Consider the following 17,852-nt stretch of genomic DNA (forward strand, 5'->3'; position numbering starts at 1 on the left):
TTAGACATGCTGCATTTGTCCCGCCTCACCTCGCTGGCCCTGACTATCGCCGTCGTTATCGGTGCTCCGCTGGCCCATGCTGCCGAGAAAGCCACAATTGCGCCTGCCGCAGCAGCGGCGAGCAGCACCGCCAACGCCAATGCCAAGGCGCCATTGCCGCTGGATGAGCTGCGCACCTTTGCCGAGGTCATGGACCGGATCAAGTCCGCCTACGTCGAACCGGTAGACGACAAGACCCTGCTTGAGAACGCCATCAAGGGCATGCTCAGCAACCTTGATCCGCATTCCGCCTACCTTGGCCCGGAGGACTTCCAGGAGCTGCAGGAAAGCACCAGCGGCGAGTTTGGTGGCCTGGGCATCGAAGTCGGCGTCGAAGACGGCTTTATCAAGGTGGTCTCGCCTATCGATGACACCCCTGCCTCCAAGGCCGGCATCGAGGCTGGTGACCTGATCGTCAAGATCAACGGCGCGCCGACCCAGGGTCAGACCATGCAGGAAGCGGTCGACAAGATGCGCGGCAAGATCGGCGAAAAAATCACCCTGACCCTGGTCCGCGATGGCGGTACGCCGTTCGACGTGACCCTGGCGCGGGCGACCATTCAGGTCAAGAGCGTGAAATCGCAGATGCTGGAGCCTGGCTACGGTTACATCCGTATCACCCAGTTCCAGGTCAAGACCGGCGAAGAAGTCGGCAAGGCCCTGGCCAAGCTGCGCAAAGACAACGGCAAGAAAATGAACGGCCTGGTCCTGGACCTGCGCAACAACCCTGGCGGCGTGCTGCAGGCGGCCGTGGAAGTGGCCGACCACTTCCTGACCAAGGGCCTGATCGTCTACACCAAGGGCCGCATCGCCAACTCAGAGCTGCGCTTCAATGCCGACCCGGCGGACGCCAGCGAAGGCGCACCATTGGTGGTGCTGATCAACGGCGGCAGCGCCTCGGCTTCGGAAATCGTCGCCGGTGCCTTGCAGGACCAGAAACGCGGCGTGCTCATGGGCACCGACAGCTTCGGCAAGGGCTCGGTGCAGACCGTGTTGCCGCTCAATAATGATCGCGCGATCAAGATCACTACGGCGCTGTACTTCACGCCTAACGGCCGCTCGATCCAGGCCCAGGGCATCAATCCGGATATCGTGGTCCGTCGGGCCAAGGTCACCAATGAAGCCGATGCCGAGAACTACAAGGAAGCCGATCTGCTCGGCCACCTGGGCAACGGCAACGGCGGCGCGGATAAACCGACGGTCAAGGGCTCGGCCGCCAAGGCCCGTCCGCAGGACGACGACTACCAGTTGAACCAGGCCCTGAGCCTGCTCAAGGGCTTGAGCGTCACCCGCGGAAATTAATTGATGGTTATGTGGTTTTCACGCTGCCTGCTGGCGGGGCTTCTCAGCCTCGCCGGTATTGCCCATGGCGCATCGACGGAACTGGAGAACGACAAGGACAGTGCGGGTAAATCCGCCTATCTGACGTTGATTATCGACGATCTCGGGCAGAATCCGGAACGCGACCGCCGTGCCCTGGCGCTGCCTGGGCCGGTGACCCTGGCTATCATGCCTGACACGCCCCACGCCACCGACTTCGCCCGGGAAGCCCACAAGGCTGGCAAGACGGTCATCCTGCATATGCCCATGGACCCGGCAACCGGCCCCTATGCCTGGCGCCCCGACCTGCCCATGGACGAGCTGGCAAGGCGCCTGAACGCCGCGCTGCTGAAAGTCCCCTATGCGGCCGGCCTGAACAACCACGAAGGCAGCCGCATGACCGCCCAGCCCGAAGCCATGGGTTGGCTGGTGGCCGAGTTGCAACGCCGTCACCTGTTCCTGATCGACAGCCGCACCAGTGCCAAGACCGTGGCCGCCGCCCAGGCGCAGCTGATCGGCCTGGCCAGCGCTTCCCGCGACGTATTCCTCGATGACGTGCGAACTCCGGAAGCCGTCGCTACCCAGCTCAAGACCGCGATCCGCCTGGCCCACAAGCAAGGCTCGGTGATCATGATCGGCCACCCTTATCCTGTGACCCTGGATTTGCTGGAGCGGGAGCTGCCGGGACTCAAGGCACAAGGCATCAACTGGATCGATGTGCGGCGAATGATCAGCGTGCGCGGTAACGGCGCCATGGCTGCCCATGGCAAGAACGGGGTTTATCACAAGACTGCGGCTCCCCACCCCGCCAAGCCATCAGAACCCCCAGCGGCCCCTGTGACGCCTTCCGTACCTGCAACGCCGGCAGAGCCTGCAATACCTGCCGCACCTTCCGCAGCACCTGATGCACCTGATGCATCGGCAGCACCTGCGCCCCCTCCGGCAACAGAGCAAGAGCCGCCCGCCGAGTTGTAGGCCCGCGCCATTTATTACCCGGGGAAAAATCTGCTTTTTTCTCCCCCCCTTGTTCCCCGAGTTGCTCCTTGTTTAAAGAGGCCAGGCACGTCGTCCGACGTGTCCAGATCTCCAAACAATCAAGGATGATTCATGAACAAAGGATTTCTTGCCGGGCTGTGCCTCGGTATCGGTTTATTACCTCTGTCGGGCCAGGCCAGGGATTTTGGCGAAGGATTAGTTAGCCTTTCTGCTTCGATAGCTCTGGAAAACCAGGATGGCCGCTACAACCACTGGAACGGTATCGGACGGATCGTGGCCAGGGACGGCCTGCACTGCACCGCAACCCTGCTCGACACCCGCAGCCCCGACAGCCCGGCCGATGCCCCGGCCTACCTGCTGACCAACGGGCATTGCCTGGAAAAGAAAAACGGCTTGATCGTCACTGATCGCGCAGTCGAGGGCGAAGCGCTGTTCAACTACTTCACCGATACCCAGCCTCAGTCCTTTGCCCTGAAACAAATCAACTGGAGCAGCACGCAGGGTGTCGATCTGGCCGTCGTCGAATTGCAGCAACCGCTCAGCGCATTGATTGCCGCCGGCATCGAGCCGATCGCCCTGGCGAGGGATCTGCCGCCGATCGGCAGCGATATCCTGCTGGTCGGGGCCCCCTTGAAGCCTGGTACAGGCCACCTGCGCCTGGCGGCCTGTACCCAGCAAGAGTCAGCGGATGTGCTGGAGCAACCCTGGTTGTGGCGCAACTCGGTGAAAAACCAGTGTCGCGACCTCAGCAAAGGCAGCTCGGGCAGCCCGATCCTGTCCCGTACCAGCAACGAAGTGTTTGCGGTCCTGAATACCTCGACACAAGGCAACCCAGGCAGCGGCAAGCCATTGGAACTGCCCGAAAACTTCCCGGTGCCTTCACCTGATAGCAACTACGGCAGCGCCGTGACTTTTCTGCGCAGTTGCTTCGCCCAAGGCCTGCTGGTTCAGGATCCCCAGGAATGTCCGCTGTTTCCGGCCTACTCGATTACATTCGACTCACCCGCCAAGCGTTACGCCAAGATCGGACAGAATGCTGACGGTCAGCCTGTTTATCCGGCCTGGGACCTGCGTTTCAGCCTCGATACGCCGTTTTATCGCTACAAACAGGTCGACCGCGCCAGCCAGTGTGAAAGCCCACACCACTACAGCGCCGCCCTCCCGGCTGAAAATACCCGCATCGATGACCCCATAGGCCAACGCCCCGGTCTGCATCTGCTATGCATAGTCGGCGCGAAAGCGACAGATGAGCGCCCAAGCCTGGGCATGATGCGCAACGCCCTGACACTGGCGGCTGAGTTGATGCCCGCCGGGCCCACCGCAGCGCCGGAACTGCTTATCAAGCCAGCGGGCAGCGGCTATAGCGTCATCTTTGCCTACGATTCCCGCCTGTTCAGCCACTACGGGGTAAAATTTGGCCCACCCCGCAGCACTGACTGCAGTGATTCCACAGGGCAACGCAAAACGGCTCCCCGACAGGTGCATTTTGCATCGAACAAGTTACCGCTGAAGCTGTGCACCCTGGCCTACGACCTCAATGGTCAGCCGTCGGCAGTGCGCGAGGACCTGCTGGAGCAGCGACCGGCAGGAGAGGAGCGCCCGCCTGGCAACACCCGTTTTTCCTATATTGGCCTGGGCGACGAGCCACGGGACTGATCAGCGGTAACGCGCAGCTGCCTTGTCGACGAAACCCTCGGCCCGCAACTGGTCGAGCGCCTGCTGCAAGCGGGTAACCACGGCGTCGGGCGTGGCCTTGTTCAGCGCCAGATAGAGCTGGGCGGAATTGAAGCGCAGGACGGTCTTCAGCCCCCCGACGCCCTCGAGCCGGGCCAGATAGGGTCCGGCCGGATCGCTGGTGGCCCACAGGTCGATCTGGCCGCCCTGCAGCTTCTTGACGTTGTCCTGATCGCGCAGGGCAAGGATGGGATTCAGACCTTGTGCCAACAACCGCTCGCCGATGGCGTCACCTTTGTAGGCGCCAATTCGATAGCTCTTGGCCTGTTCGAGGCTGGTCAGGGTGATGGGGCTGTCGGCACGGGCAAGCAGGGTCCACTCGTAGTGGCCTACAGGACCGACCCATTTGAAGAGTTTTTCCCGTTCGGGCAGGCGCGCCGTGGAAAACACGCCATAACCGGGCTGTTCCCGAGCCAGGTTATAGATACGCTCCCAGGGAAAGCGCAGGGTCATGCTGTAACGGATGCCGGCGCGCTTGAAGGTCTCGCGCACGACCTCGGCGGCCATGCCCTCGATATTGCCTTCCTGGGCGAAGTTCTTGCCATCCACCGCCATATTGAATGGCGGCAGATTTTCCGTCAGCAGGACCATGGTATCGGCGGCCACTTCAGCGGCCCGGGACGGACCTGCCAGCACCCCGATGACGCTAATCAGCGCAAGACAAAAACCTTTGAGCATTTCGCGGGCCCCGAGTCTGACAACGCAAAGAGGTTGCAGGGATTACTTTGCGTTGTCTAGCACGGCGAGCGGTGATCAGCGCACCACGATACCTTGCCTGGCCATGTAGGCCTTGGCCTCGGGGACTGTGTATTCGCCAAAGTGGAAAATACTCGCCGCCAGCACCGCACTGGCGCCGCCCTGCAGGACCCCGGCCGCCAGGTGTTCGAGGTTGCCAACACCGCCGGAGGCAATCACCGGAATGCCCAGGGCATCGCTGATGGCCCGGGTCACGCCCAGGTCGAAGCCGTTCTTCATGCCGTCCTGATCCATGCTGGTCAGCAGAATCTCCCCGGCACCGAGGTCTTCCATCTTTTTCGCCCACATCACCGCATCCAGACCGGTCGGCTTGCGCCCGCCATGGGTGAAGATTTCCCAGCGCGGCGCCTCGCCCGGCAGGGAGACTTTCTTGGCGTCGATGGCGACGACAATGCACTGCGCACCGAAGTGCGCCGCGGCTTCGCCGACGAACTCGGGGTTGAATACTGCGGCGGTGTTGATCGACACCTTGTCGGCACCGGCATTGAGCAGGTTGCGGATGTCCTGGATCGTACGCACACCACCGCCGACGGTCAGCGGGATAAACACCTGGCTGGCCATGCGCTCGACGGTGTGCAGGGTGGTATCGCGACCATCGACGCTGGCGGTGATGTCCAGGAAAGTGATCTCGTCGGCGCCCTGCTCATCGTAGCGACGGGCAATTTCCACAGGGTCACCGGCGTCACGGATGTTCTCGAACTTGACGCCCTTGACCACGCGACCGTTATCGACGTCCAGGCAAGGGATGATGCGTTTGGCCAGGGCCATGGGTTATCTCCGTTCAAAAACCACAGAAGGCAGATTCTCTGTGCCTGTGGGAGCGAGGCTTGCCCGCGATCGGTCGCTGCGCCAAGCCAGACTTACCCTGTTATCGTTCTTCGCGGGCAAGCCTCGCTCCCACAAACCAACGTGGCCTCAGCGTTGCTCCAGGTCACACAGAGCCTGAGCCTCAGCCACATCCAGCGTGCCTTCATAAATCGCGCGGCCGGTAATGGCGCCGATAATGCCGGGCGCGCGGGCGTCCAGCAGGGCCTTGATGTCGCCCAGGTTATGAATGCCGCCCGAAGCGATCACCGGAATCTTCGTCGCAGCGGCCAATGCGGCGGTGAAGGGCACGTTGCAGCCCTGCATCATGCCGTCCTTGGCGATGTCGGTGTAGACAATGGCCGACACACCGTCCGCTTCGAAACGCTTGGCCAGGTCGATGACCTGCACCGAGCTGACTTCGGCCCAGCCGTCGGTGGCGACGAAGCCATCCTTGGCGTCGAGACCAACGATCACTTTACCCGGAAAAGCGCGACAGGCTTCGGCCACGAACTCAGGCTCCTTGACCGCCTTGGTGCCGATGATCACGTAGCTGACGCCAGCCTTGACGTAGTGCTCGATGGTTTCCAGGGAGCGAATGCCGCCACCGATCTGGATCGGCAGGTTCGGGTAGCGCCTGGCGATGGCCGTGACCACATCACCGTTGACCGGCTGGCCTTCGAAGGCGCCATTCAGATCGACCAGGTGCAAACGACGGCAGCCGCCTTCCACCCATTTGGCCGCCATGGCTACCGGGTCATCGGAGAACACTGTGGAGTCTTCCATGCGACCCTGGCGCAGGCGTACGCAGGCACCGTCTTTAAGGTCGATAGCGGGGATAATCAGCATGCTTGATCCTTCGTCTTTTAGAGCCGCAAGCTTCAAGCTTCAAGCTGCAAGCAGGCGATCGAGCCATTCTTGCAGCTTGGAGCCCGGGGCTTGCCGCTGCGTCTAATTCTTTTCCAGCGCCCAAAGATCCACTTCGATGCTCTCGAAGCGCTCCTTGAGTTGGGCCTGGACATCGAAAATCGCCCGATTGTAGTAATGCGGCGCGATTTCACGGGCAAACAGCTCAAGAATCTCCGCCGCCTCGAACGAACCCAGATCAAGATCGAACCGATCGGCCATCAGCCGCTGGATCTTGTGGTTCGCCTCACTTTCCTGCTCGGGAGTGAGAGTAAGGATCGGCGGTTTGTTCTTGCGGCTCATTACCAGCGACCGTCCCAGGCGGCGAAGTTCTGCAACAGTTGCAGGCCATGGGTATGGCTCTTCTCCGGGTGGAACTGCACGGCAAAGCGCGAACCATCGGCCATGGCTGCCGCGAAATCGACGCCATAGTGACCGCTGCCGACCACCTGCCGCTGGTTGGCGGCAGCAATGTAAAAGCTATGTACGAAATAGAAGCGCGCCAGGTCCGGAATGTTGTGCCACAGCGGGTGATCCACCGCCTGGGTCACTTCGTTCCAGCCCATGTGCGGCACTTTCAGGTGCTCGCCGTCTTCGTGCAGGTCCTTGCCAAAAAACTTCACCTGGCCGGGAAACATGCCGATGCAGTCGACGCCGCCGTTTTCTTCACTGTGATCGAGCAGGGCCTGCATGCCCACGCAGATACCCAGGAAAGGGCGGTCCTGGCTGACTTCACGCACCAGCGAATCAAAGCCCAGGCGACGAATTTCAGCCATGCAATCGCGAATGGCGCCAACGCCTGGGAACACCACGCGGTCGGCTTCACGAATCACATTGGCGTCGCTGGTGATCTGCACCCGACCGGCGCCCACATGCTCCAGGGCCTTGGCGACCGAGTGCAGGTTGCCCATGCCGTAATCGATAACCGCGACTGTCTGCATCAGAGCACACCCTTGGTCGAAGGCATCTGCCCGGCCATGCGCTCATCCAGTTCGACAGCCATGCGCAGGGCACGACCGAAGGCCTTGAACACGGTCTCGATCTGGTGGTGCGTGTTGGTGCCGCGCAGGTTGTCGATGTGCAGGGTCACGTTGGCGTGGTTGACGAAGCCCTGGAAGAACTCCTGGAACAGGTCCACATCAAAGCCGCCGACCGTGGCGCGGGTGTAGGGCACGTGCATTTGCAGGCCCGGACGCCCGGAGAAGTCAATGACCACCCGCGACAATGCTTCGTCGAGGGGGACATAGGCGTGACCGTAGCGACGAATGCCCTTCTTGTCGCCGATGGCCTTGCTGAATGCCTGGCCCAGGGTGATGCCGACGTCTTCCACGGTATGGTGGTCGTCGATCTCCAGGTCGCCTTTGCATTCGATATCGAGGTCGATCAACCCGTGCCGGGCGATCTGATCGAGCATGTGCTCAAGGAACGGGACACCGATATCGAATCGGGCCTTTCCAGTGCCATCCAGGTTGATCGAGGCTTTGATCTGGGTCTCCAGAGTGTCGCGCTCGACGGATGCCTTACGTTCGGCCATCACCAGCTCCGCAAAATCATTGGGCGAAAAGGGCGACATTATAGGCCGAGAACGGTGTCGGGTGTAGGAGCGAATGCATTCGCGGGGAACTATCTGCGCGGTTTTCAGACAGGCCGCATCACAGGCAAACACACGCCAATACCATCGCAGGAGCGAGGCTTACCCGCGAATGGATGTTCCAATTAACACATGCGTGGCTGACACGACGCATTCGCGGGCAAGCCTCGCTCCAACGATGTTGGCCGCGAGACTGCCCGCCAAAGGCCTTAGTGGAACAGCACCGCCGTTTTCTGCAGGGTAATCCACACACCCCACGCCAACGGAATGCCCACGGCCAGCCACGCCGCGATGGTCAGCGGCTTGCTGCCCGACGAGGCTTTCCATTCCAGCGAGGTGTTCTGGTCAGCCCCCTTGTCATGGCCGATAGCCTGTTCGGCCGCCAGTTCGGCGTCGGTCATGAAGTACTTGTCGGCCACCGGACGTACCAGCATGTTGCAGATAAAGCCCAGCACCAGCAGGCCGGCAAGGATGTACAAGGTGATGTCATAGGCATCGGCACGGGCCACGCCATGGCTCAACTGGTACTCGCGCAGGTAGTTGACCAATACCGGCCCCAGCACGCCAGCCGCCGCCCAGGCGGTCAGCAGACGACCGTGGATCGCACCGACCATCTGCGTACCGAACAGGTCCGCCAGGTAGGCCGGAACTGTAGCGAAGCCGCCGCCATACATCGACAGCACCACGCAGAACGCCGCCACGAACAGCGCGACACTGCCCAGGTGGCCAAGGGTCGGTACCGAGGCGTACAGCAAAAAGCCCAGGGCAAAGAACACGAAGTAGGTGGCTTTGCGGCCAATGTAGTCGGAGAACGAAGCCCAGAAAAACCGCCCACCAATGTTGAACAGGCTCAACAGACCGGTGAAGCCGGCAGCAATGGCCGCGATCTGGCCCAACTGCGCAGCACTGAGCTGACTGAAGGTCAGGCTGTTACCCAGCAACTGGCCAGCAAAGACTTCCTGCAGCAGGGGCGAAGCCATGCCGAGGATGCCGATACCCGCCGACACGTTCAGGCACAGCACCAGCCAGACCAGACGGAACTGCGGGGTTTTCCACGCCACACTGACGTGTACATGCCGATGAGTGATCATCGAGTTATTGACCTTCTTGGCCGGTGCCGTCCAGCCCTCAGGCTTCCAGCCGGTCGGCGGAACGCGATAAGCCAGGGCGCCGCCAATCATGAAGATGAAATAGATCACCGCCATGGCCACGAAGCTCTGCCAGACACCAACGCTGTCGGGCGTCGCGAAATGGCTCATCAGCGCCGTCGCCAGGGGTGCACCCACCATCGCACCGCCGCCGAAGCCCATGATCGCCATACCGGTCGCCATGCCGCGCTTGTCCGGGAACCACTTGATCAGGGTCGAAACCGGGGAGATATACCCCAGACCCAGGCCGATCCCGCCGATAACTCCGGAGCCGAGCCACATGAGCCAGATCTGATGGCTGTAGACGCCCAGCGCCGAAATCAGCAGGCCACCGCACCAGCACAATGCCGAAACGACACCCGCCTTGCGTGGACCGGCGTGCTCAAGCCAACCGCCCCAGATTGCTGCCGAGCAGCCCAGAAAGATGAAGAACAGTGTATAGATCCAGCCCAGCATCGAGATCGGCCAATCACAGGTCGACGAAAATACCTGGGCAAAGAAGCCCATATCGGGCGCGCAGGCAGTCGGCGCGGAAATGCCGACAGCCTTGGACAGCGGCAACCAGAACACGGAAAAGCCATAAGCCATGCCGATGCACAGGTGAATTGCCAGAGCAGCTGGTGGAACGAGCCAACGGTTGAAACCGGATTTTGCAATAATGCGTTCCTTTGACAGGAACGCAGGTTGAGCGACTGAACCGCTCAGGGCTGAGCTAGTACTCATTATTATTTCCCCTAGATGTGTATTACTCGCAAGACATTCGCTCTAATGCGGCCATAGCTTTGCTTGCACTGGGCAAGCTGCATATGGACTGCGAAATTCCGGAATAGCGGCGAAAAGCCACTACAGGAGGTGCGAATAACCGGAGATTAGCATTTGCCAGCATTCTGATCCGCTCTTTTATATGCCTTCTGCACCCGCCTTACGCTTTATCGAAGGAAAGCTCATGCCTGTCTTAGTTGAATCGTTAGATACCCTTAGTTATCAAGACCAGGAAGACCTGCAGAAAATTTATCGTGATGCACCTGAAGGTTTTTTCGCCCCCTTTGCCGACGCCGCAGAACTGCTCGAAAAGGCCGGGGCAGAAGGCCAGTTACTCGGCGCCCGTTTCAACGACCGTTTACTGGGTGCGGCACGCCTGCAACGCCAGGCGGATCAGTGGCTGCTGTCTCATTTATGCGTGCGTCTACCGACTCGTCGACGTGGCGTAGCGGAACGCCTGGTGACCCTGACAGAAAAGTCCGCCAGGGATGCAGGCAGCCAACTACGCTTGCTGGGAACCGCCGAGTCCCCCGCAGTCCAGGCCCTGGCGGCCAAACTCCACGTGCCGTTGTTGACAGGTTGATTGCAACATTGAACAGCTGCGTGTGGTCAGAGATGACCCGGAAACCCGCGTGAGGAGGCTATACTCGCGGGCTATTTTTGATCGTTCGAATACAAGGACTCGCCCATGAAAGCGTTCGGCAAAATCCTGGGACTGTTTATTCTCGGGCTGTTGCTGATCATCGTGGCTCTCGGCTTCGCGCTGACCCATCTGTTTGATCCCAACGACTACAAAGACGAGATTCGCAAAATTGCCCGTGACAAGGCACATATCGAACTGACCCTCAATGGCGATATCGGCTGGAGCCTGTTCCCCTGGCTCGGTCTTGAGCTGCACGATGCCAGCGTCGCCACGCTGGTCACGCCGACCAAGCCGTTTGCCAACCTGCAGATGCTCGGCCTGTCCGTGCGAGTCCTGCCGCTGCTGCGCCGCGAAATCCAGATGAGCGATGTGCGCGTGGAAGGCCTGGACCTGATGCTCAGCCGCGACGAAACCGGCCATGGCAACTGGGAAGACATCGGCCGTCGTGCCCCGTCTGACAGCACAGCCCAGAGCCAGGCGACTCCCGAGCCCGACAAGGGCGACAAGACTGAAAAGCCGTCACAACCGATCAAACTGGATATCGACAGCCTGACCGTCAATAACGCCCGCGTCGAATACACCGATGCCCGCAAGAATCAGACATTCAGCGCCGAAAGCATCCAGTTGAGTACCGGTGCGGTGCATGAAAACACCGACATTCCGATCAAGCTGACCGCTTTCCTCGGCACCAACCAGCCGGTACTGCGGGCCAAGACCGAACTCACGGGCCAGTTGCGCCTCAATCGCGCCCTCAAGCGCTACCAGTTGGGTGATATGCGCGTGACGGGCGAACTGTCCGGCGACCCGCTGCAAGGCAAGACCGTGACCTTCAGCGCTCAGGGGCAGTTGCTCACCGACCTGATGGCCAACGTCGCCGACTGGACCAGCCTCAAACTGTCGGCCAATCAGCTGCGGGCCTTGGGCGAACTGCATGTGCGTGACCTGGACAAGACACCGCAAGTCAGCGGCGCTCTTTCCATCGCCCAGTTCGACCTGCGCAACTTCCTCGACAATATCGCCATGCCTGCGCCGGCCATGGCCGAGGGCAGCCTGAAGAAACTGGAACTGGTTACCCGTCTCAGTGCCAACCCGACCAGCCTGACCCTGGACGGCCTGAACTTCAAACTCGACGACAGCAGCTTCACCGGCCGCGTCGCCATCGAAGACTTCGCCAAGCAGTCGCTGCGCCTGCAACTCAAGGGCGACACCTTCGACGCCGATCGCTATCGCCCGGCCGAATCCGCGGAATCGAAAAGCGCCAGCGCTGCGCGCAAGGCTGAAGTGGCCACCGGTGAAGACGCCGCAGCCGGCGGCACCACGACGCTGCCGGAGCAACCGACCAAACAGGCCTGGAGCACTGAAAAGCTGTTCCCGCTGGAGCGCATGCGCAAGCTGGATGTGAATGCCGAACTGGGCTTCGACAAGCTGATCATCAAGAAGCTGCCGATCCAGAACGCGGCGCTGCAAACCCAGGCGCAGGACGGCGTGATCACCGTCAGCAGCCTGCGTGGCGACCTGTATAACGGCAATTTCGAGGTCAAGGGCAATCTCGATGTGCGCCCTGACGTGCCACTGGCCAGCGTGCAGACTCGCGTCGCCAGGGTGCCCGTCGACCGGGTCCTTCAGGCCATGGGCCAGACGCCGCCGGTCAAGGGCCTGCTGACCCTGAACAACAACCTGAGCGCCAAGGGCAACAGCGAGAAGACCCTGGTCGACAGCCTCAATGGCACCACCAGCTTTGCTATCAACGACGGCGTGCTGGTCAACGCCAATATCGAACAGCAACTGTGCCAGGGCATCGCCGTGCTCAACCGTGAAACACTGAGCGGTAACCCGCGCGGCCACGACACGCCCTTCCAGCAACTCAACGGCAGCCTGACCGTACGCAACGGTGTGGCCAGCAATCCCGACCTCAAGGTGCAGATCCCCGGCCTGAGCGTTAACGGCAATGGCGATATCGACCTGCGCGTACTGGGCATGAATTACCGCCTGGGCGTCATCATCGAAGGCGACAAGAGCGACATGCCCGACCCGGCCTGCAAGGTCAATCCGCGCTATGTCGGCATCGAATGGCCGATCCAGTGCCGTGGTCCGCTCGAACTGGGTGCCAAGGCCTGCCGGCTGGACAAGGAAGGCATCGGCCGCATCGCTGCCAAACTGGCCACCGACAAACTCGGCGAAAAACTCGAAGAGAAACTGGGCGACAAGGTCAGCCCGGAACTCAAGGATGCCCTCAAGGGCTTGTTCAAACGCTAGGATAATTTCACTTACTGAGCGAAACCCATGCAACCCGAGCAGTTCTCCACCGCGGTCCTTGACTGGTACGACCGCCATGGCCGCCACGACCTGCCCTGGCAACAGGGCATCACGCCTTACCGGGTGTGGGTCTCGGAAATCATGCTGCAACAGACCCAGGTCAGCACCGTGCTGGGTTATTTCGACCGCTTCATGAGCGCCCTGCCCACCGTGCAGGCCCTGGCCGAAGCACCGGAAGACGAAGTGCTGCACCTGTGGACGGGCCTGGGCTACTACACCCGCGCCCGCAACCTGCAAAAGACCGCACAGATCGTCGTCGCCAGACACGGCGGCGAATTCCCCCGTGACGTGGAACAGCTCACCGAGCTGCCCGGCATCGGCCTGTCCACCGCTGGCGCCATCGCCAGCCTGAGCATGGGCCTGCGCGCGCCGATCCTCGATGGCAACGTCAAACGGGTGCTGGCGCGCTTCACCGCCCAGGAGGGCTACCCCGGCGAACCCAAGGTCGCCAAACAGCTATGGGCCGCCGCAGAGCGCTTTACGCCCCATGCGCGCGTCAACCACTACACTCAGGCGATGATGGACCTGGGCGCGACCCTGTGCACCCGTAGCAAGCCCAGTTGCCTGTTGTGCCCGCTGGAGCGCGGCTGCCAAGCCCATATGCTCGGCCTGGAGACCCGCTACCCGATCCCCAAGCCGCGCAAGACCATCCCGCAGAAGCGCACCCTGATGCCCATGCTGGCCAATCGCGACGGCGCCATCCTGCTTTACCGGCGCCCGTCCACAGGACTGTGGGGCGGTCTGTGGAGCCTGCCGGAACTGGATGACTTCGCCGACCTGCAACACCTGGCCGTGCAACACTCGCTGGAACTGGGCAAGCACCGGGAACTGCCCGGCCTGGTCCACACCTTTAGCCACTTCCAGTTGAGCATCGAACCCTGGCTGGTCGAAGTCGAGGCGGCAACCCACCACGTGGCCGAGGCCGACTGGCTCTGGTATAACCTCGCCACCCCGCCACGCCTGGGCCTCGCCGCCCCGGTGAAGAAGCTGCTCAAACGCGCAGCAGACGTATTGAATGCAGGAGAGTCGTCATGACCCGCACCGTGATGTGCCGCAAGTACCACGAAGAACTACCCGGCCTGGACCGCCCTCCGTATCCGGGCGCCAAGGGTGAAGACATCTACAACCACGTCTCGCAGAAAGCCTGGGCCGACTGGCAGAAACACCAGACCCTGCTGATCAACGAACGTCGCCTGAACATGATGAACGCCGAAGACCGAAAATTCCTCCAGGCCGAGATGGACAAGTACCTTTCAGGTGAGGAATACGCCCAGGCTGAAGGCTACGTTGCCCCCGAGAAATAAAGCGTTTCCACCGGTGTGGGTCGTAAGCGACGGTAATAATTCAAATTTTTTTAAAAACCTGCTTGACGACCCCCTGAAAAACACGTCTAATGCGCCCCGTTGCCCAGATAGCTCAGTCGGTAGAGCAGGGGATTGAAAATCCCCGTGTCGGCGGTTCGATTCCGTCTCTGGGCACCACTAATTAGATTCAGGTGGTGTCAAAGCCATCTGAAAAACAAGAAACCCGCCTGGTGCGGGTTTTTTGTTGTCTGGAGTTTTTTACCCTTCCTAGATCACTCGATTTCGGGTGTGGCGAAGTGATACCGTTCTCGCCAAACAGCTGCCTATGCTAATCAGCGGGCCGCGATCGGCGGACAAACAGAGACCTTCGCGATGGGCGTCATTGATGTGCTGATCAGGCTGGCTCTGTGGTTGCTATTGATTGATGCCGCCGACAAGCGCGATGGAATGCCCGTCGAGTATCGTCGAAGGTACGCGCTCATTCTTTATCGAGTGGTTGTCGTCGGGTTACTCATTTACGTCATCGTACGGATCAGTGGTTATGGATCCTGACCTTTGCTGAAAACCGCAATCATCATGAGTCGCTTCGTGGAAAAGGCTTTCGGGGAAATGGCGGCCCACCATGAAAGCGCCAGATGAGCTTGCGATCGGCACTCCTGACCAATACAAAACCACCCCGGAGGGCGGTTTTTTCATGATCTCAATTAAACTGCACCGGCCGAGCGCCAGGCAGCGCGCGCCCCAGCAATAGCCTCGACATGCTCGAGCCAGCCTACAGAGCCTCCTCCAACTGCACCCGATCCCGCCCCAGATGCTTGGCCTTGTACAAGGAGCGGTCCGCGACCAGCAGCAGGGATTCCAGATCTTCGGGCGGCAGGGCCACGGCGCCGCCGATGCTGACCGTGGATGAGACGATGCGGCCTTCGCCGATATCGATCGGGGTGCTCGCGTAGGTCTGGCGAATTCGCTCGGCAATGGACCGGGCTTCGTTGAGGGAACAATTGGGCAAGACCATCGCGAATTCTTCGCCACCGATGCGACCGAAGACATCGCCGTCGCGCAGGCATTCGTTGGCGATGCCGGCGAAGGCAACGAGTACCTGATCGCCGCCGGCATGACCCCAGGCGTCGTTGATTTTCTTGAAGTGGTCAATATCGAGCATCAGGACGGCGAAAGAGTCCCGCCCCTGTACAAGCGGCTTGAGTCTTTCTACTGCCAGCTCGTTGAACGCCCGGCGGTTAAGCAAGCCGCTGAGCTGATCGTGGGAGGCCAGGTACTGGACGCTGCGCAACAACTCGTTACGCGCCGAGGATATGATCGCCACGATCAGCGGGCTCAGGGCCAGCAGCAGCACGCCGATACGCATCGACTGCATGTCCGGTTGCAGGTTGAGGTTGCCGCTGGACAACGCCAGGTAACGCGCGGAGATGGCGACCAGGGTCCAGCTGCTAAAGATCAGGGTCATCAGTGTCGTGGTGAACAGGCTGTAGCTCAGAGCACACCACAGCAGGGCCGCCACTGGAAACATCACCGCGCCCGGCCCGCCGATCAGTACGCCCGCGATGCAGCACAGGATAAAGGCCGCCACAGGCGCACATTGCTGTACGAACTGTTCAGGCCGGGACATGCTGCGCAGATAGCGTAGAAAATTCCGCCATTGGCGCCAGCTCGGCGCACTCAAGGCCACCGGCAGAATAATCACGTAACTGACCAGCTCGGCCATGAACCAGAAGGTCCAGGCGGCGAACGCGCCTTCGTGAAAGAAAATCGGATCGACAATCGCCCCGCCGACACCGGACGCTGCCGCACTGCCAACGCCGACCAGCATCAGATACAGCACCGAGCGCGGCACCCGCAGCCGTCGATGCTCCTCAGGCACGCGCATATACAGCAGGTAGCCGGTGGAGACACCCATCAGGTTGGCACCTGTCAGCATCACCGTCTTGAACAGTGCACCACCGGTAATGGTGTCTGCGGCAACGTAGCCAATGACCGCACCGATCCAGCCCAAGGGCGTTGCCAGACGCGGGTTGCGCACCATCAGCCCGACGAGCAGGGCGTTGGCCGGCCACAGAGAGGCGAGGTAATCGGTCGGGCGGGTGAAAATGCCCAACAGCGCTGCAAGAAAGACAACGACTGCGACCCAACATCCAGCTTTTACGTCATCTCGCCAGGTAGCTGCCGGTGTAACGAACATTGTTGCCCTCAACTCAAGCGCTCAAGTGTGCAGTAGCGGCATAGCGCCATAAATGAAGCCTGCAACCTTAGGCTTTTCGCGGGAGAAATGCACCTGTTCGACGCATGTGGCGGATTTATTACAGCGATCTTTCCACGAGGCTGTAAGTCGACTCGGCCAGGTGTACCAGAGCGAAGGCCTTGTCACGATCTTCGCCGGTGAGGCCTTCGCCAAATTCATTGCCGATGGCCTTCATATAACGCAGCAGGTCGCAGGCGTGGATCAGGGATTGTTCTTTGGTGAGGGATTCGTTGACGATGAAGAAGGGGATAGGTTTGGTCATAGGACGTCTCATTCAGTTTACTGAAGCCGTCACCACCATCACTACCACGCAATGGGAGGCGGCCGTACGCAGGTTGGTAGATCCGGTGAATGAGCAAACCGGGCCGTCAGAAGACGCCGTGCGCACGACCGCCATAATGCAGTCGTAACGCGCATCCAAAATCCAGATCTACCAAACCTGATCGCTGAATATGCAGCGACGGCAGGAGGCTAGAGCGCTGTATTTGGAGGCGCAAGGGGTCGCAATTAAATCGGAAATTTCACTCACGGGAAACGGAGGCGTCCTGCCATCGCGGCATATATATGCATTACCCAATCACTGAATTGGAATGAAATGCCCCCTGTAGGAGCTGCCGAAGGCTGCGAACAAATTTGCCTGACCCTGCGCTTTTGCAGCCTTCGGCAGCTCCTACAAAAACCGGCCTGGCGTTTTAAAGGGTGCGATTTGTGCAGACCTGCGCTTCAATAGCCATCTCTTGCGAACACGTTCGCTCCTACAACCGCCACAGGACCGACGTTCATGGCCTCGCCAGACAAACAGCAAAAACGCGCCAAACGGGCCAAAGTCAAAGCCAAACAGAACCGCTCCGGCCAAAAACCGGTACAGAACAACCTGCACCCCGTATTCGCCTCCCCCCTGGTCAGCCAGCCATTCGATGATCTCGAACTGGACCTGAGCACCTTCGACTTTCAGGACATCCTCGAAAACGGCTTCGAGCCTGCGCATTTCGATGAACTGTTTGAAGCCATGAAGGCCGCCGCTGCCATCAGCCAACTGGCCCTGTGCCTGGTGTTCCTGCAGTACCCGGTCCTGGAGCTGGTAGTTGCCGAAGAAGAGCCGGAAAACGCCACCGACTTCATGATGGGCCTGCTGATTACCTACCGTGGCCTGTTCCACGATGAAGACGAAGAAGCCGCCATTGCCTGGATCTCCAGCGCGGCATTCCAGGCGGATTACGACGAGGCATCGCGTCTGCTGCTCAAGCGCAACGAAAAGACTGTGCGCTGACCTGAA

17 protein-coding genes, 1 tRNA gene and 1 pseudogene are annotated in these 17,852 nt (G+C 60.6%); 10 read left to right on the plus strand and 9 right to left on the minus strand.

From position 1 onward, the window contains the following. Positions 1–6 precede the first annotated feature (6 nt). The 3 genes and pseudogenes from ACCD02_RS00290 to ACCD02_RS00300 all read left to right on the plus strand — a co-directional run bounded on the left by ACCD02_RS00290 (position 7) and on the right by ACCD02_RS00300 (position 4,011). Complete coding sequence (locus ACCD02_RS00290; RefSeq protein ID WP_413297938.1) at positions 7–1,341, plus strand: S41 family peptidase; 1,335 nt, start codon at positions 7–9, stop codon at positions 1,339–1,341. Between the two features lie 9 nt (positions 1,342–1,350). Then, a pseudogene (locus ACCD02_RS00295) lies at positions 1,351–2,142 on the plus strand (divergent polysaccharide deacetylase family protein); the annotation flags it as partial. 324 nt (positions 2,143–2,466) lie between these two features. After that, complete coding sequence (locus ACCD02_RS00300; RefSeq protein ID WP_413297939.1) at positions 2,467–4,011, plus strand: trypsin-like serine peptidase; 1,545 nt, start codon at positions 2,467–2,469, stop codon at positions 4,009–4,011. Here ACCD02_RS00300 and ACCD02_RS00305 read toward each other — a convergent pair whose 3' ends face one another. The 7 genes from ACCD02_RS00305 to ACCD02_RS00335 all read right to left on the minus strand — a co-directional run bounded on the left by ACCD02_RS00305 (position 4,012) and on the right by ACCD02_RS00335 (position 10,017). After that, complete coding sequence (locus ACCD02_RS00305) at positions 4,012–4,767, minus strand: substrate-binding periplasmic protein (RefSeq protein ID WP_413297940.1); 756 nt, start codon at positions 4,765–4,767, stop codon at positions 4,012–4,014. 75 nt (positions 4,768–4,842) lie between these two features. After that, complete coding sequence (hisF, locus tag ACCD02_RS00310) at positions 4,843–5,613, minus strand: imidazole glycerol phosphate synthase subunit HisF (RefSeq protein ID WP_413297941.1); 771 nt, start codon at positions 5,611–5,613, stop codon at positions 4,843–4,845. 147 nt (positions 5,614–5,760) lie between these two features. Further along, the gene (hisA, locus tag ACCD02_RS00315) at positions 5,761–6,498 is read right to left on the minus strand and encodes a 1-(5-phosphoribosyl)-5-[(5-phosphoribosylamino)methylideneamino]imidazole-4-carboxamide isomerase (RefSeq protein WP_413297942.1); all 738 of its coding nucleotides are present in this window, start codon (positions 6,496–6,498) and stop codon (positions 5,761–5,763) included. A 102-nt stretch (positions 6,499–6,600) separates the two neighbouring features. Then, positions 6,601–6,858 (minus strand): DUF2164 domain-containing protein, encoded by a 258-nt coding sequence (locus tag ACCD02_RS00320; protein ID WP_413297943.1) that lies wholly within the window; start codon positions 6,856–6,858, stop codon positions 6,601–6,603. Continuing rightward, a complete protein-coding gene (gene hisH, locus ACCD02_RS00325) occupies positions 6,858–7,496 on the minus strand; it encodes an imidazole glycerol phosphate synthase subunit HisH (RefSeq protein ID WP_413297944.1) in 639 nt (212 codons plus the stop codon). Before hisH ends, ACCD02_RS00320 begins: the two co-directional genes overlap by 1 nt. Beyond that, a complete protein-coding gene (gene hisB / locus ACCD02_RS00330) occupies positions 7,496–8,089 on the minus strand; it encodes an imidazoleglycerol-phosphate dehydratase HisB (protein WP_413297945.1) in 594 nt (197 codons plus the stop codon). Before hisB ends, hisH begins: the two co-directional genes overlap by 1 nt. Positions 8,090–8,355: 266 nt before the next feature. Continuing rightward, a complete protein-coding gene (locus ACCD02_RS00335) occupies positions 8,356–10,017 on the minus strand; it encodes an OFA family MFS transporter (protein WP_413297946.1) in 1,662 nt (553 codons plus the stop codon). Positions 10,018–10,240: 223 nt separating this feature from the next. Between ACCD02_RS00335 and ACCD02_RS00340 the strand changes: the two genes are divergently transcribed. From ACCD02_RS00340 to ACCD02_RS00365, 6 genes are all read left to right on the plus strand, one after another. Then, the gene (locus tag ACCD02_RS00340; RefSeq protein ID WP_413297947.1) at positions 10,241–10,639 is read left to right on the plus strand and encodes an acetyl-CoA sensor PanZ family protein; all 399 of its coding nucleotides are present in this window, start codon (positions 10,241–10,243) and stop codon (positions 10,637–10,639) included. Positions 10,640–10,744: 105 nt separating this feature from the next. Beyond that, complete coding sequence (locus tag ACCD02_RS00345; RefSeq protein WP_413297948.1) at positions 10,745–12,955, plus strand: AsmA family protein; 2,211 nt, start codon at positions 10,745–10,747, stop codon at positions 12,953–12,955. 27 nt (positions 12,956–12,982) lie between these two features. Continuing rightward, complete coding sequence (gene mutY, locus ACCD02_RS00350) at positions 12,983–14,050, plus strand: A/G-specific adenine glycosylase (RefSeq protein ID WP_413297949.1); 1,068 nt, start codon at positions 12,983–12,985, stop codon at positions 14,048–14,050. Then, positions 14,047–14,319, plus strand: a complete 273-nt coding sequence (locus tag ACCD02_RS00355) for an oxidative damage protection protein (RefSeq protein ID WP_413297950.1) — start codon at positions 14,047–14,049, stop codon at positions 14,317–14,319. The genes mutY and ACCD02_RS00355 overlap by 4 nt, the downstream gene beginning before the upstream one ends. A gap of 101 nt (positions 14,320–14,420) precedes the next feature. Continuing rightward, a tRNA-Phe gene (locus ACCD02_RS00360) sits at positions 14,421–14,496 on the plus strand. A 195-nt stretch (positions 14,497–14,691) separates the two neighbouring features. Next, on the plus strand, positions 14,692–14,871 hold the full coding sequence (locus ACCD02_RS00365) for a hypothetical protein (protein WP_413297951.1): 180 nt from the start codon (positions 14,692–14,694) through the stop codon (positions 14,869–14,871). Between the two features lie 220 nt (positions 14,872–15,091). Here the strand turns inward: ACCD02_RS00365 and ACCD02_RS00370 are convergent, their stop codons facing one another. After that, positions 15,092–16,516 (minus strand): diguanylate cyclase, encoded by a 1,425-nt coding sequence (locus ACCD02_RS00370; protein ID WP_413297952.1) that lies wholly within the window; start codon positions 16,514–16,516, stop codon positions 15,092–15,094. Between the two features lie 118 nt (positions 16,517–16,634). After that, the gene (locus ACCD02_RS00375) at positions 16,635–16,838 is read right to left on the minus strand and encodes a DUF6124 family protein (RefSeq protein ID WP_413297954.1); all 204 of its coding nucleotides are present in this window, start codon (positions 16,836–16,838) and stop codon (positions 16,635–16,637) included. 519 nt (positions 16,839–17,357) lie between these two features. Here ACCD02_RS00375 and ACCD02_RS00380 point away from each other — a divergent pair. After that, on the plus strand, positions 17,358–17,846 hold the full coding sequence (locus tag ACCD02_RS00380; protein ID WP_413297955.1) for a hypothetical protein: 489 nt from the start codon (positions 17,358–17,360) through the stop codon (positions 17,844–17,846). Positions 17,847–17,852: the final 6 nt, after the last annotated feature.

Source organism: Pseudomonas sp. Pseusp88 (genome assembly GCF_047303955.1).
In the GTDB taxonomy this organism is placed as follows: domain Bacteria; phylum Pseudomonadota; class Gammaproteobacteria; order Pseudomonadales; family Pseudomonadaceae; genus Aquipseudomonas.

What these genes read in the sequence shown, in the direction of transcription:
- ACCD02_RS00290 (WP_413297938.1), top strand. Translation starts at nt 7, where the DNA reads ATGCTGCATTTGTCCCGCCTCACCTCGCTGGCCCTGACTATCGCCGTC.
- ACCD02_RS00300 (WP_413297939.1), top strand. Translation starts at nt 2,467, where the DNA reads ATGAACAAAGGATTTCTTGCCGGGCTGTGCCTCGGTATCGGTTTATTA.
- ACCD02_RS00305 (WP_413297940.1), bottom strand. Translation starts at nt 4,767, where the DNA reads ATGCTCAAAGGTTTTTGTCTTGCGCTGATTAGCGTCATCGGGGTGCTG.
- hisF (WP_413297941.1), bottom strand. Translation starts at nt 5,613, where the DNA reads ATGGCCCTGGCCAAACGCATCATCCCTTGCCTGGACGTCGATAACGGT.
- hisA (WP_413297942.1), bottom strand. Translation starts at nt 6,498, where the DNA reads ATGCTGATTATCCCCGCTATCGACCTTAAAGACGGTGCCTGCGTACGC.
- ACCD02_RS00320 (WP_413297943.1), bottom strand. Translation starts at nt 6,858, where the DNA reads ATGAGCCGCAAGAACAAACCGCCGATCCTTACTCTCACTCCCGAGCAG.
- hisH (WP_413297944.1), bottom strand. Translation starts at nt 7,496, where the DNA reads ATGCAGACAGTCGCGGTTATCGATTACGGCATGGGCAACCTGCACTCG.
- hisB (WP_413297945.1), bottom strand. Translation starts at nt 8,089, where the DNA reads ATGGCCGAACGTAAGGCATCCGTCGAGCGCGACACTCTGGAGACCCAG.
- ACCD02_RS00335 (WP_413297946.1), bottom strand. Translation starts at nt 10,017, where the DNA reads ATGAGTACTAGCTCAGCCCTGAGCGGTTCAGTCGCTCAACCTGCGTTC.
- ACCD02_RS00340 (WP_413297947.1), top strand. Translation starts at nt 10,241, where the DNA reads ATGCCTGTCTTAGTTGAATCGTTAGATACCCTTAGTTATCAAGACCAG.
- ACCD02_RS00345 (WP_413297948.1), top strand. Translation starts at nt 10,745, where the DNA reads ATGAAAGCGTTCGGCAAAATCCTGGGACTGTTTATTCTCGGGCTGTTG.
- mutY (WP_413297949.1), top strand. Translation starts at nt 12,983, where the DNA reads ATGCAACCCGAGCAGTTCTCCACCGCGGTCCTTGACTGGTACGACCGC.
- ACCD02_RS00355 (WP_413297950.1), top strand. Translation starts at nt 14,047, where the DNA reads ATGACCCGCACCGTGATGTGCCGCAAGTACCACGAAGAACTACCCGGC.
- ACCD02_RS00365 (WP_413297951.1), top strand. Translation starts at nt 14,692, where the DNA reads ATGGGCGTCATTGATGTGCTGATCAGGCTGGCTCTGTGGTTGCTATTG.
- ACCD02_RS00370 (WP_413297952.1), bottom strand. Translation starts at nt 16,516, where the DNA reads ATGTTCGTTACACCGGCAGCTACCTGGCGAGATGACGTAAAAGCTGGA.
- ACCD02_RS00375 (WP_413297954.1), bottom strand. Translation starts at nt 16,838, where the DNA reads ATGACCAAACCTATCCCCTTCTTCATCGTCAACGAATCCCTCACCAAA.
- ACCD02_RS00380 (WP_413297955.1), top strand. Translation starts at nt 17,358, where the DNA reads ATGGCCTCGCCAGACAAACAGCAAAAACGCGCCAAACGGGCCAAAGTC.